Source organism: Rossellomorea aquimaris (genome assembly GCF_020172085.1).
GTDB lineage: Bacteria > Bacillota > Bacilli > Bacillales > Bacillaceae_B > Rossellomorea > Rossellomorea aquimaris_E.
This window is the reverse complement of sequence record NZ_JAIVAT010000001.1, coordinates 35736-49754: the sequence shown is the minus strand read 5'-3', so window position 1 is coordinate 49754 and position 14019 is coordinate 35736. Positions and strand designations below refer to the sequence as shown.

Annotated in this window: 12 protein-coding genes and 3 riboswitches; of the genes, 3 read left to right on the top strand and 9 right to left on the bottom strand. The window is 43.7% G+C overall.

Annotated elements, in window-relative coordinates:
* Positions 1-233 precede the first annotated feature (233 nt).
* Positions 234-1307: a tetraprenyl-beta-curcumene synthase family protein gene (locus LCL96_RS00345; protein ID WP_224939513.1), complete on the bottom strand. Its 1074-nt coding sequence runs from the start codon at positions 1305-1307 to the stop codon at positions 234-236.
* 14 nt (positions 1308-1321) lie between these two features.
* Positions 1322-2125, bottom strand: coding sequence for an alpha/beta hydrolase (locus tag LCL96_RS00340; RefSeq protein WP_224939512.1), 804 nt, complete (start codon positions 2123-2125; stop codon positions 1322-1324).
* 84 nt (positions 2126-2209) lie between these two features.
* Here LCL96_RS00340 and LCL96_RS00335 point away from each other — a divergent pair, with 84 nt between their 5' ends.
* Positions 2210-2725: a gamma carbonic anhydrase family protein gene (locus LCL96_RS00335; RefSeq protein ID WP_224939511.1), complete on the top strand. Its 516-nt coding sequence runs from the start codon at positions 2210-2212 to the stop codon at positions 2723-2725.
* A gap of 341 nt (positions 2726-3066) precedes the next feature.
* Here the strand turns inward: LCL96_RS00335 and metK are convergent, their stop codons facing one another.
* Positions 3067-4269 carry a methionine adenosyltransferase gene (gene metK, locus LCL96_RS00330; RefSeq protein ID WP_224939510.1) on the bottom strand — a complete coding sequence of 401 codons (1203 nt, stop codon included), beginning with the start codon at positions 4267-4269 and terminating at the stop codon, positions 3067-3069.
* Positions 4270-4480: 211 nt separating this feature from the next.
* Positions 4481-4625, bottom strand: a riboswitch (SAM riboswitch).
* Between the two features lie 301 nt (positions 4626-4926).
* Here metK and pckA point away from each other — a divergent pair.
* Positions 4927-6516, top strand: a complete 1590-nt coding sequence (gene pckA, locus LCL96_RS00325) for a phosphoenolpyruvate carboxykinase (ATP) (protein WP_224939509.1) — start codon at positions 4927-4929, stop codon at positions 6514-6516.
* A gap of 53 nt (positions 6517-6569) precedes the next feature.
* Here pckA and LCL96_RS00320 read toward each other — a convergent pair whose 3' ends face one another.
* Positions 6570-6719: a lmo0937 family membrane protein gene (locus tag LCL96_RS00320; protein ID WP_106298475.1), complete on the bottom strand. Its 150-nt coding sequence runs from the start codon at positions 6717-6719 to the stop codon at positions 6570-6572.
* Positions 6720-6887: 168 nt separating this feature from the next.
* Here LCL96_RS00320 and LCL96_RS00315 point away from each other — a divergent pair, with 168 nt between their 5' ends.
* Entirely contained in the window at positions 6888-7679 is a 792-nt protein-coding gene (locus LCL96_RS00315) for a GNAT family N-acetyltransferase (protein WP_224939508.1), read from the top strand.
* Between the two features lie 485 nt (positions 7680-8164).
* Here the strand turns inward: LCL96_RS00315 and LCL96_RS00310 are convergent, their stop codons facing one another.
* The 5 genes from LCL96_RS00310 to thiC all read right to left on the bottom strand — a co-directional run bounded on the left by LCL96_RS00310 (position 8165) and on the right by thiC (position 13875).
* On the bottom strand, positions 8165-8725 hold the full coding sequence (locus LCL96_RS00310) for a biotin transporter BioY (protein ID WP_224939507.1): 561 nt from the start codon (positions 8723-8725) through the stop codon (positions 8165-8167).
* Positions 8726-8832: 107 nt separating this feature from the next.
* Positions 8833-9015, bottom strand: coding sequence for a hypothetical protein (locus LCL96_RS00305; protein WP_224939506.1), 183 nt, complete (start codon positions 9013-9015; stop codon positions 8833-8835).
* Between the two features lie 42 nt (positions 9016-9057).
* On the bottom strand, positions 9058-11331 hold the full coding sequence (gene metE, locus LCL96_RS00300) for a 5-methyltetrahydropteroyltriglutamate--homocysteine S-methyltransferase (RefSeq protein ID WP_318246391.1): 2274 nt from the start codon (positions 11329-11331) through the stop codon (positions 9058-9060).
* Positions 11332-11487: 156 nt separating this feature from the next.
* Positions 11488-11673, bottom strand: a riboswitch (cobalamin riboswitch).
* A 68-nt stretch (positions 11674-11741) separates the two neighbouring features.
* A riboswitch (SAM riboswitch) is annotated at positions 11742-11850 on the bottom strand.
* 95 nt (positions 11851-11945) lie between these two features.
* On the bottom strand, positions 11946-12143 hold the full coding sequence (locus LCL96_RS00295) for a hypothetical protein (RefSeq protein WP_224939505.1): 198 nt from the start codon (positions 12141-12143) through the stop codon (positions 11946-11948).
* Positions 12121-13875 (bottom strand): phosphomethylpyrimidine synthase ThiC, encoded by a 1755-nt coding sequence (gene thiC / locus LCL96_RS00290; RefSeq protein WP_224939504.1) that lies wholly within the window; start codon positions 13873-13875, stop codon positions 12121-12123. Before thiC ends, LCL96_RS00295 begins: the two co-directional genes overlap by 23 nt.
* Positions 13876-14019: the final 144 nt, after the last annotated feature.

Here is a 14019-nt window from a genome sequence, read left to right as displayed (position 1 = left end):
TTATTTAGTATTACGAAATAATGCATATTTAGTCAAAAAGGTTTATTTTTTGAAATTCAAAATAAAGGACTATCGACTCTAAACCCGAAAAAGCAACAAAAAATTTATGTATAAATATGACATTAATGGTCGTTAATAGAAGATATTTGTCCAACTATAGTTTGATAAAAAAGACAAAATAAGGGACGGACCTTCGAAATGATTTCGAAGGTCGTCCCTCTTTCTCACTCTATTCAGGATGTTCTTTTGCGGTTTCTCCATTTGCGGTAGATTTTCCCGTTCATGTAGAAGAATCGGGTGATCCAGCCTGCTTCTCCGATGAATTGTTTGGAGAAGGATTGGACGTTTGATTGTTTCGCTGCTTTGTCGTCCGATAGATAGACTCCAATGAGTCCTTTATTGATTAAGCGGTGAAAGTGAGCATGGGGAAGCTCACCGGTATGTTCATCGGCTTTCTGCAGGAAGTGGAGGAGCCTCTCTTTTAGATGCTCTTCATCTTCATAGTAAAAGCAGAAGTTTAAATCCCCTCCCTGCCGGTCTTCATCTTGATCGATGAAATAATCAAGAAGGATATGTAAGCCTTGAATGTAGGGAAAATATCCCCTCTTGATGGTCTCTGTGTACGATGGCTGGAAGTCCCGGCGGCAAGCGTATGATACTAAACAAAAGATTCCGAGGGTCGAACCCGAGCAGGCGGAGAACTCGTACCAATTCATGTCAGGCAAGTTGGGACGGTGGATTTCAAACCAGTCCTGGAGCCTTTCCACCCTCTCCTCTTCCTTCACGTGCTTATGTATCTGTAGATCGCAATAATACTCACACAATTCCAGGAGGTCCTTCTTGATACTGTCATAGTGACTTAACTTTGCGAGAACGGATTGACAGGACAGGACTAAATCTCTGAGATATCCCCCATCATCCTGATCTTTTCTTAAAGCATAATAATTTACAGGCTCTGCCCCCACTGTCAATGAATCTTTCATGGACTGATGAAGAAGGGCAAAGTCTTCTGGATCCAGGGAAACACTGCGGTCACATAGATTGTCCAAATAGTCGCTTATCGTCTGATAGGCGACTATGAAACGGATTGTCTCTATTTTCTGGTCCAGGGCAAGGAGGGAAAGAATCGATCCTCCCTCGCAGTGGAACGTTTTATGCTCGATGCTCGCAAGTGCCTGGTTTCTAAGCTCCTGATTGGGTATCCCTTCAGCCCGCTCCTTCCATCCGTCTAATTCTCTGTGCACGATTGGAAATACAGTGCGGTATACTCTTGTCATTAATGTAAAGGGATCACTTGGTATCGACAATTCCATCACCTCTTTTACAAAATGTATCCCAGCGCTTTCAATCGACTTTCTATGAAGTTCTTGGAGTACTCAAATATTTCTTCTCTTTCAGGTTCATTATAGATTTCATGATAGCATTTCGGCCATTCTTTGTAATGCATTTCAGATAATGACAATTCATTGAACCATTTTTTCACGGCTTTTTTATCCACGATTTTATCGTCACCTGCCTGCAGCACGAGAAGTGGCAAATCAGGCATTTTTTCAAGGTTTGTATAGGCCAATTTAATCGCTTGGGAAAGCTCCCTATACCAACGGACCGACACTTTGGTGATATAAAGTGTGTCATTGCTGTCAATTTCACGGACATCTGCATTTCTTGTTGCCATATCGACCGTTAATCCTGATGGAAATTTCACCATGGGAGCGATTTTATTTAATCCGTGGGACATAAGCTCGATCGGTTTGGCAGGAGTTGTGACCAACCCTAAGCATGGTGATGACAAAACCACACCCGCCAGGTTCACATGAGATTCCTGCAGCAAACGCACCGTAATAAGACCACCCATACTGTGACCGATCACAAAGACCGGCAATTCGAATTGATACGCTGCCTGGATCCAATCCTTCACTTCTACTATATACTCATCAAAGGAATCAATGTGTCCTCTTTGGCTCCGGGACGTCATCCCCTGACCGGGCAAGTCTCCCATGACGACATGATAGCCTGCTGCACGCCACATTTCAATGAGCCAGCCGTACCTGCCGTGATGTTCCATAGCGCCATGAACGATGACGATGACTGCCTTTGCCTCTTGATCTGATTCCCATTTCCACATGACAAATCCTCCTTTGTAGTTCTCTCATTGAATGAATTCTGCTACCATTATTATAATAAATATTATTGAAAGGGGTAGTAAAAAATGCTTTATCCATATTTCGATAAAAAACCGATCATCGCGGAGTCCGCTTTCATTGCGGATTATGTGACCATCTCCGGAGACGTAGAGATCGGTGAGGAGTCCAGTATCTGGTTCAATACCGTCATCAGGGGGGATGTTGCTCCCACTAAAATCGGTGATAAAGTCAATATACAGGATAACTCCATTCTCCATCAGAGTCCAAATAACCCTCTTATCCTTGAAGATGAGGTGACCGTTGGCCATGGTGTGATTCTACATAGCTGCAAGATCAGAAAAAAGGCATTGATCGGTATGGGATCGATCATCCTCGATAATGCCGAAATCGGCGAAGGAGCGTTTATCGGAGCAGGAAGCCTTGTTCCCCAGGGGAAGGTCATTCCGCCGAATACACTCGCATTCGGTCGACCGGCTAAGGTCGTGAGGGAGCTTAACGAACACGATATAAGTGAGATGAAACGCATTTCCAGGGAATACGCAGAAAAAGGACAGTATTATAAGAATATCAAACCGTTTTAACTTCCTATACTTGGGATACCCCATCCTTTAATGGATTACTCATGGTATATTTTCTTGCATGGATGGTCCGGTTTCTGAGTTTGGGTGCCGGGTGGGGGATTTATCTGCCATTTTGGGAATTTATCTGCCGGTTTGAGAACATATCTGCCTAAAATATGTTTTATCTGCTGTTTTTCTGTTTTATCTGCCAAAAATGAAGATATATCTGCCATTCGACCAATATCGACCATTTTCGCACCTCGGAACTCCACGCCACCTCACCGTACTCCAACCCTCGTCACGCCTCCCCACCACCAAAAAAGACCAACACCTCTCAAAGTGTTGGTCTTTTCAATCATTTCTTATTCAGCCAAAGCTTCTGCTTTCAATGCTTCTGCTTTGTTTGTGCGCTCCCAAGGAAGGTCAAGGTCATTACGGCCGAAGTGTCCGTAAGCAGCTGTCTGCTTGTAAATCGGACGACGAAGGTCTAACATTTTGATGATTCCTGCAGGACGCAGATCAAAGTTATTACGAACAACGTCAATTAAAACGTCTTCTGATACTTTGCCTGTTCCGAATGTATCTACAGAGATGGATACTGGTTGTGCAACCCCGATAGCATAGGCTAATTGAACTTCACATTTTTCAGCTAGTCCTGCCGCAACGATGTTCTTCGCTACATAGCGTGCTGCATAAGCCGCTGAACGGTCCACTTTTGTTGCATCCTTACCAGAGAATGCACCGCCACCGTGACGAGCGTATCCGCCGTATGTGTCAACGATGATTTTACGGCCAGTTAATCCGGCATCACCTTGTGGTCCACCGATAACGAAACGGCCAGTCGGGTTGATGAAGTATTTTGTTTCTTCATCGATCAGTTCTTTCGGTACAACAGGATCGATGACATATTCTTTCAGGTTACGCTGAATTTGCTCAAGCGTCACTTCCGGGTGATGTTGAGTAGAGATAACGATTGTGTCGATGCGAACCGGCTTATCGTTTTCATCGTATTCAACGGTAACTTGCGTTTTACCATCTGGACGAAGGTAAGGAAGGATTTCTTCTTTACGAACTTCTGTCAGGCGACGAGAAATTTTGTGAGAAAGAGAAATCGGAAGAGGCATTAGCTCCTTCGTTTCATTACAAGCGAATCCGAACATCAGCCCCTGGTCACCAGCACCGATTGCTTCGATTTCTTCGTCTGACATTTGACCTTCACGGGCTTCAAGTGCCTGGTCCACACCTTGAGCGATATCAGCAGACTGCTCATCGATGGAAGTCAGTACCGCACACGTTTCAGCATCAAATCCATATTTTGCACGAGTATATCCGATTTCACGGATCGTTTCACGAACGATTTTCGGAATATCGACATACGTATTCGTAGTAATCTCACCAGCAACAAGCACAAGACCCGTTGTGACGGAAGTTTCACATGCCACACGTGCATTCGGATCATTTGTAAGAATTGCATCAAGAATTGAATCAGAAATTTGGTCACAAATTTTATCTGGATGTCCTTCAGTTACGGACTCAGATGTAAACAGACGACGTTTAGTTGACATCAAGGTTCCTCCTTAAGCATATTTGTCAGAAACAGTTCCGACAAAAAGTAAACAGATACGGTACTCATTTCCCTAAGTAGTATGAAGTAAACATGATTCTTTTATCAATAAATCATGATTTATGTGCATGTGGTCCACTATAAACAGAAAAAACCCTTCCTCAGGAAAAAGCTTCAGAGGAAAGGTTTCAGATCATAGCCGCGCCTTTTCTCTCTTATCGTTCAAGGTTTTAGAGACCTTGCCTCAGTTTAGCACCTTCGCTTAATCGGATCGACTCAAAGAAGAAGATCCTTACACTATTTAGCAGGTTGCTGGGTTTCATAGGGTCTGCTCCCTCCACCAGCTCAGGATAAGAGTATCCGTTCAAGGAACAATGATAACGTTTAGGACAAAGGGTGTCAACTTTTTTCGAATGACAGGTTTAACCAACTCCCCGCCTATCTTAATCGGTTTTGTAACCTAATTAGTCAATGAGGCTAAACAATCTTTTGTCCTTTTCATATATATAAGAAGAAACAAGCTGTATTTGGATAAAAAATGTGACAAAATGAAGACACATTATAAATTTAAATAAATAGTATAGACTAATAGCTTGATTGTGTTATACTATTTTTGTGAAGTAAGCGATAAATAAATTTATATAAAGGAAGGGTTCGAATGAATTCAGTGAGCATGTCTAATGAATTAACAGAATTACTTAACGGTCAAAACATTCAGGAACAATTATCTGTTTCTCAACTAGTCGAAAAGGTCCTTCAACGAAATGAAGGCGTTTTAACATCATCTGGAGCAGTCAGAGCAGAAACTGGTAAATACACAGGACGCTCGCCTAAAGATAAATTTATTGTTGAAGAACCATCAACGAAAGATAAGATCGAATGGGGCTCTGTGAATCAGCCGATTTCTTCGGAATCATTCGATAAATTATATACGAAAGTCATCGAATACTTAAAAGAAAAAGAAGAGGTTTTCTCCTTTAAAGGATTTGCAGGTGCCGATCCTAAACATAGACTGCCGATTCAAGTGATCAATGAATTCGCATGGCATAATCTTTTTGCTCACCAATTATTCATCCGCCCGGAAACAGAAGAGTTAAAAGGTCACCAGTCGGAATTCACTGTCATCTCAGCTCCGAACTTCAAGGCTGATCCTGAAGTCGACGGAACTCACTCTGAAACGTTCATCATCGTTTCCTTCGAGAAGAGAATCGTATTGATCGGTGGGACGGAATACGCCGGTGAAATGAAGAAATCCATCTTCTCTGTTATGAACTATGTACTTCCTGAATCCGATATCCTGTCTATGCACTGTTCTTCAAACGTCGGCCGTGAAGGCGATGTCGCATTATTCTTCGGACTATCTGGTACTGGTAAAACGACTTTATCAGCGGATCCAAACCGCCGTTTGATCGGTGATGATGAGCACGGCTGGTCCCCGAACGGAGTATTCAATATCGAAGGCGGCTGCTACGCAAAATGCATCGGTCTCACACGTGAGAAAGAACCACAGATCTTCGATGCCATCCGTTTCGGTTCAGTCCTTGAAAACGTTGTTCTTGATGACATGTCCCGCATCCCGGATTATGATGATAACACTTTGACAGAAAATACACGTGCTGCATACCCTCTTCAAGCGATGGATAACATCGTGGAGCCAAGTATTGCAGGCCACCCAAATACGATCGTATTCTTAACGGCTGATGCATTCGGGGTATTACCTCCGATCAGCAAGCTGACAAAAGAACAGGCTATGTATCACTTCTTAAGCGGATATACGTCGAAGCTTGCTGGCACTGAGCGCGGCATCACTTCACCTCAAGCCACATTCTCTACTTGCTTTGGCTCACCGTTCCTGCCACTTCCTGCTACTCGCTATGCAGAGATGCTTGGCAAGAAGATCGATGAGCACAATGCACAGGTATTCCTTGTGAACACTGGCTGGACTGGTGGAGAATATGGCGTCGGGAACCGTATGAAGCTTTCTTACACTCGTGCCATGATTCAGGCAGCACTTGAAGGCGAATTGACGAATGTAGAAACTGCTACAGACGAAATCTTCGGCCTGAATATCCCGGTTCATGTTCCTGGTGTTCCGGACGAAGTTCTTCAACCTAAGAAGACTTGGTCAAATGAAGCGGCTTATGAAGGGAAAGCAAAAGAACTTGCTCACAAATTCAACGAGAACTTCAAGAAATTCTCAAACGTCCCTTCTGACATCGAACAACAAGGCGGCCCTGCCTTTAGATAATCACCAAAAACAAAGGTCCGTCCCTCAACCAAGAGGGACGGACCTTTGTTTCGTTATAATCCTTTTTTGCGGCCGGTGATTCTGTTAAATAAGAATACGACAACGGCGATGATCAGTAGAACATGAATGACGGCTCCACCGATCTTAAAGATCAATCCTAATAACCATAGTACTAATAAGATTCCGATGATGGTCCAAAGCATGTGTGCTCCTCCTTACAACTGTTATTGTTCATAAGTTTCCCTAATATGCAAAATTTAAAACCACTTGCCGGATAGGAGAAAAAATCCGCTTACTTTCTAAAATTCACACTTTACTAAATATTGCTAATTTTGGTATGATAATGAATAAATTTCACAGGGGGAATCAAGATGATCAGACAGCTTTCAGATAAAGATCACGAACTATGCCAGCAGCTCATACAACAGCAGCCTGCCGAGAACTTATTCATCATTGGGGACATTGAAGCTTTTGGATACGAGCAGGATTTCCAGAAGATCTGGGGAGATTTTGACGAGGAAGGAAACCTAAGAGGGATCCTTCTTAAATACAGAGAAAACTTCATTCCGTATTCGATGGGCCATTTTGATGCTGAAGGATTTGCCGCTATCATCAACGAAACGGAAGATTACAGCATCGTTTCGGGATTAAAGCGAATTGTCACTGAAGTCGAGCCCTTTTTATCAAGAGAAATCCAATCGAAACGACATATGTATTATGCAAAATGCGACAGCACCTCCTCCATGGAAGAACATGGCCTTCCAAACGTGAAAGAGGCTTCTGTCACTGATTTACCGAAGCTTGTGGAGTTGTTGAACTTTATCCCTGAATTCAGCGGCGGAAGTTTTACAGTGGAGAAAAGGAAGCACGGGATGGAAAAAGGAGTGGCACGCAGCTACTACGTAGAACAAGACGGCAAGTTTGTTTCTTCCGCTTCCACAACGGCAGAAAACAGCATGTCCGCCATGATTGTCGCTGTATGCACCCACCCCCTGTATAAGAAAAAGGGCTATGCAACAGATTGCATGACAAAGCTTTGCCGTGATGTCTTAAACGAAGGGAAGGAGCTCTGCCTTTTCTATGATAATCCAGAGGCGGGGAAAATTTATAAACGCATCGGATTTAAAGATATCGGATATTGGTCCATGTATAAATTCGGATAAATGGACCTTTACCTCATTATTTGATTCTATATGAAATCAATCAGCAACACACCAAATCACATGTGACCTGGTGTGTTCTCACTTTGAATGAAAAATAGGCCGAATTTACGAGTGTAATAATCTAAATTTTGAAACTATTTTACTTTCAATTTGTAACTACTACCAGATGGCTGGAAATCTCATTGGATTACACTGAACTCGATCGTCATCTCACCACTATCGAGGGGGGATTGTATGGCTGAAGGAATGTTCTTACTCATTATTGTTTTAACCACTGTTGTCATCATAGGCAGAAGAAAAAATAAAGATAAATCATATAAGTGTTTCATGCTGGCCTAAGGCAAATCAAAAAAACAGAACGCCAGGAACAATATCCAGGCGTTCTGCTTTTTTATGTTGAATGGCATTTAAGGACATTACATACAGCGCTAATGAATGCAACACTAGCTCTTATTCCACCGTCCCTTTAGAGAGCCAGCGTTTTCCTATACAGCCACTTTCTGATTCTGGATCAATTTAGCCTGTATCAAACGCTTTCTTACCGTGATTCCAATCCAGCTTGCAAGGAATGCTTTGATCAGACCCACTACGATAAATGGATAAACTCCAGCTGCCATTGCCTGATTCCAACCCAAATCAGCTACATATTTCAGTTGGATGGTACCAAGAATCAACGTAATGATCATCCCCACCGTATTGGCAATCATCGCCATAGGAATGGTGAACTTCGTTTTTTCAAGAATATAACCTGTAAAGAAAGCCGCTACGATAAAGCCGAAGATATAGCCGCCTGTTGGTCCGACCAGTACTTGTGCACCCCCGCTGAACCCGGCAAACACCGGGACGCCCACAGCTCCGAGTGCCGCATAGCATATTAAAGACAATGCACCATATCTGCTTCCTAGAATCGTTGCTGTGATACCGACAGCCAGTGTCTGTCCGCTGATGGGAACGAGTGGCAATGGTATTTCGATTTGTGCGAAGATCCCTGTCATCGCAGCAAAGATGGCACAGTGGATAAGCATCCGTAATTTTTCTCCATTCATGTTCTAATCCCCCTAATGTATGTAAACCTATATATAACAATAAGTTAACACATGTCATTACATTCGGGAAGAACATTTTGACGTATTAAATACATCTATGGCCTTTATTACTGGGGGGCATAGATATTACATATCTTTTCATTTACCATAAGCTCCACAGCAGATTTTAAAGATATTCTCCCCTTCTCTAACTCATCTTCTCCCTTATCACTGATCATATATAGGAATGTATGATGAGGATATCGCTCATTGTACACCTGTATGATTCTTCCGATGGCTACGTAGGACATATTTGGCTCCTTTCATGATGTTCCATTCTATGACGCATGTTCTTATTCATTCTTCACGAGAAGTTCTGACCGAACATGTTCCGCTGCTTCCACCATCACTTTAAGCGATGAAATGGTTTCTGCAATCCCCCGGGTTTTCAAGCCGCAATCAGGATTGATCCAAAATTGTGTTGGATCTAACACCTTTAAAGAACGCTTAATATGCGTGATGATTTCCTCACACTCGGGTATACGGGGACTGTGTATATCATAAACACCCAATCCTATCCCTTTGTCGTAGGTGCTTTCTTCAAATATGTTGATTAATTCACCATGGCTCCTCGACGTCTCGATTGAGATGACATCGGCATCAAGATCGCTGATTGCTTCCATGATGTCTTCAAAGTCGGAATAACACATATGCGTATGAATTTGGGTTTCATTTTGTACAGAAGAAGTAGCTAACTTAAATGAATGGACAGCAGCCTGTAAATATTCATCCCAACGTTCCTTCTTCAAAGGTAATCCCTCTCTGAGTGCCGGTTCGTCCACCTGGATCATCCGTATCCCCTGTTCTTCAAGTGATTCAATTTCTTTGCGCAGAGATCGGGCAATTTGGTTTGCCACTGTGTAGCGTGATAGGTCTTCCCTTACGAACGACCAGTTCAGAATGGTGATCGGCCCCGTTAACATCCCTTTGACCGGCTTGTCGGTTAACGACTGGGCATAGACCGTTTCATCCACTGTCATCGGTTTTATAAAGTTCACATCTCTATATATGATGGGTGGCTTCACACAACGCGATCCATAGGACTGGACCCACCCGAAAGTGGTGAACTGGAAGCCATCCAATTTCCCACCGAAAAACTCTACCATATCTGTCCGTTCAAACTCACCATGGACCAACACATCCAATCCGACTTCCTCCTGAATATCGATCCACCGCTTGATTTCTCCGCGTATGAATTGCCGATAGACGTCATCCCCAATCTCACCCTTGCGCCACTTCATTCTTTGTCTTCTTACTTCACTGGTCTGAGGAAAGCTCCCAATCGTAGTAGTAGGAAGAAGGGGGAGTTTGGGTTGTACTTTTCTACGAATGGAATAAGGGGAGATCCTCCTGACATTCGATGAACCTTCTTCAAGTACATCTCTGGTGCTGCCAGCTGATTCATGAAGGGCAGCAATGGAATTCACACTTTCTTCTAACTCTTTCTCAACAGTCCCCACTCCTTCTCCTAGCGCTTTCGCAAGGAGAGCCACTTCCTTCAATTTTTCATCAGCAAATGACATTCCCTTTTTAAGAACTTTATCTAACGCATCTTCCTGCCTCACAGTTACCGGTACGTGGAGCAAGCTGGATGCCGGCTGAATGATTAACCGGTCCTTCGCTACATAATCGGCCAATGAAGATACAAATGAATGGGCGTCAACAAGATTCCTTCTCCAAATATTCCGGCCGTCCACCACCCCGGCAGCGAGAATTTTATCTTCAGGAAACCCGCTCTTCCGCAGTGCCTCCCAATTCTCTCCCCGGTCATGAATAAAATCCATTCCGATCCCGTCCACAGGTATGGACGTCACCTCTTTATAGTGGTCCAAGCGATCAAAATAGGTTTGAAGGATCACCTTCACATGGGGAGCTGCTTGCTTTAATGTTCCATAGATTTCTTTAAAGCGTTCTACCTTTTGTTTGGAGATCGAGGTGCATAGAATCGGCTCGTCCATCTGCACCCATTCTACTCCCTCATCCTGTAATTCCTTTAAGACTTGAGCGTATAGAGGGACCAATTTTTCCACAAGTGCGTTTTCATCTTTTTCATCATACCCTTTAGACAATTTCACAAATGTGAATGGTCCAATGATCACAGGCTTCCCCTTGATACCAAGCTTTTCTTTCGCTTCCCGGTAAAAAGCCAACGGTCGATTTTCCACCAGCTCAGGTGCAAATCCGGAAAATTCCGGGACGATATAATGATAGTTGGTGTTAAACCATTTCGTCATTTCTGATGCTGGGGAATCCTTCGTCCCCCTTGCAATATCAAAATACGTATCCAGAGGTACTTTCCCACCTTGATAGTCAAACCTTTCGGGAACGACTCCGAACATCACCGCAGTATCCAGTACATGATCATACAACGAGAAGTCTCCAAGCGGGATCAAATCCACTCCCTGATCCCTCTGTTTCTTCACATGCTCGAGACGAATGTTCTCCATTTGTTTCTCGAACGATTCTGCGTCCACCTTATGGGACCAATATTGTTCCAATACCTTTTTCCATTCACGATTTTCCCCTATTCTTGGATACCCTAAGTTCGAACTCATAACCTTACTCAATCATCACACTTCCCATCTGTTTAAAATGATTATCCTGTCCCAACAAAAAAATCTCTCTTCCAAATGAAAGAGAGATTCATACGCATACTTAACTAGAGTCGAGACCAACCGGTTTTCTCAACACGCATTCCTCACCCCTCTCTATATCCACGTAGAGCATAAGTGCATACAACAGGCAGGTCTCCTGACTCAGGATCGTCGCTTCTTACCCCTTCCCATTTCATATGAAATAGTGGTAGTGTGATAAGTTGCTCCCCATTACAGTGGCGGGACCGCGCCGGATTTTCACCGGTCTTCCCTCTTAGCTGAGTAAAACTCAGCACCTATTGCATTTGTCTATTTAATTGTCCTTATACTAGAAAAGCCCTCTCAATCAAAGAAAGAGAGGGCTTCATATTTAGTGGAATCCCCTCTTATTTTCCAAAGCCTGAGGCTTTGCAGGAATTAGCACCTTTTCAACAAAAATCGAACGGTTGCCGGGTTTCACAGGGCCAGTCCCTCCACCTCTCTACATAAGAGTTATACGCTTATATTTTTACTATTCGGAAATTAATATTTATCGTAGCACGGGAACGATCGGCTGTCAAAAGAATTTCTCACCCTTGTATGCTTTCCTAATAATACGTACTTTCTGCATAGTGACATTTGATGCAGTTCCTGGCGGCTGGCGTTTCATAGAAGACATGCCTGCACTTTGCCTGAATTCCCTTCACTTCTTTCTCAAGCTCCATGATCCTCTCATGCAGAATCAACATTTCTTTCTTCAGCATGAGGATATGAGAGCCTTGATTATCGGTAGAGGTTTGATCCATTTTCAACGAACTCCTTCGCCTTCTCTTTCAACCCTTTTTCCCTCTCAGTCTGCGACTCTAGAGCGCCGTCTTTCATTCCCCTGATATCATGGGAGATTTTCATAGAACAAAACTTCGGTCCGCACATGGAACAGAAATGGGCGGTTTTTGCCCCTTCGGCAGGGAGGGTTTCATCATGATACTCCCTTGCCCGTTCAGGGTCCAGGGAGAGATTGAATTGATCATTCCATCTAAATTCGAATCGTGCTTTGGAAAGGGCGTTGTCCCTTATTTGTGCCCCTGGATGCCCCTTCGCTAAATCAGCCGCATGAGCGGCGATTTTGTACGCAATTACACCTTCCCGAACATCGTCTTTATTCGGCAGCCCCAGATGTTCTTTCGGTGTCACATAACACAGCATCGCGGTACCGAACCAGCCGATCATCGCTGCTCCAATGGCAGAAGTAATATGATCGTACCCCGGTGCAATATCGGTCGTTAATGGTCCCAATGTATAGAAAGGGGCTTCATGACAGATCTCCATTTGCTTATCCACGTTTTCTTTGATCATGTGCATCGGCACATGACCTGGCCCTTCAATCATCACCTGTACATCATGCTCCCAAGCGATTTGTGTTAATTCTCCCAGTGTTTCAAGCTCAGCAAATTGTGCTTCATCATTCGCATCCGCGATTGATCCCGGCCTTAATCCATCCCCTAGTGAAATCGAAATATCATAAGCCTTTGCGATTTCACAAATATCTTCAAAATGGGTATAAAGAAAGTTCTCCTTATGATGAGCCAGGCACCACTGTGCCATGATCGAACCTCCCCGTGACACAATCCCCGTCGTACGTTCAACGGTGAGGTGAATATACCTCAACAACACTCCCGCATGGATGGTAAAATAATCAACCCCCTGCTCTGCCTGTTCTATGAGCGTATCCCGGTACACTTCCCATGATAGATCCTCTGCTATCCCGTTTACCTTTTCCAGAGCTTGATAGATTGGTACAGTACCTACAGGAACAGGGGAGTTCCGAATGACCCACTCCCGTGTCGTATGAATATCTTTCCCTGTCGATAAGTCCATGATCGTATCTGCACCCCACCTGGTCGCCCATGTCATCTTCTCCACTTCTTCTTCAATCGAGGATGATACAGCGGAATTCCCGATATTGGCATTGATTTTCACATGAAAGTGCCGGCCGATGATCATCGGTTCACATTCAGGATGATTGATATTCGCTGGAATGATAGCTCTGCCGCTTGCCACCTCATCTCTTACAAAAGACGGATCCACATTTTCCCGGATCGAGATGAACTCCATTTCCGGTGTAATGATTCCGTTCTTTGCGTAGTGCATTTGAGTGACGGCACTGCCCGCTTTCCCTTGCAGAGGATTTCGATTGACATTGGGAAACCATTTCAGACTCGCACCAGGGTCTTCCTTTCTATAACCATTATCTTCCGGCACGATTTCTCGTCCTTTGTAGACATCCACGTCCTCGCGTTCCAAAATCCATTTTTTTCGAACCGAAGGCAATCCTTTCGTGATATCTACTTCATAACGTGAATCTGTATACGGTCCACTCGTATCGTAAACACGAACAGGAGCATTCTCTTCTTCCCCAAAGGCTGCCTTCGTCTTACTTAGTTCAATTTCTCTCATCGGAACATGTATGTCCGGCCTTGATCCTCTGACGTATACTTTTTTACTGTTTGAAAATTGAGTTCTTAAATCGATTGCCATCTACCTTCTCCTCCTTGTGATTGGATCCGGAAGGTTACCTCGTCAGGCAGTTCACTTAACCTTCAGTGAAAATGAAGACACAAAAAAGGGTCCTGAATAATCAGAACCCGACATGTCAAAAAGTAGTAAGCACGTTAAAAACAC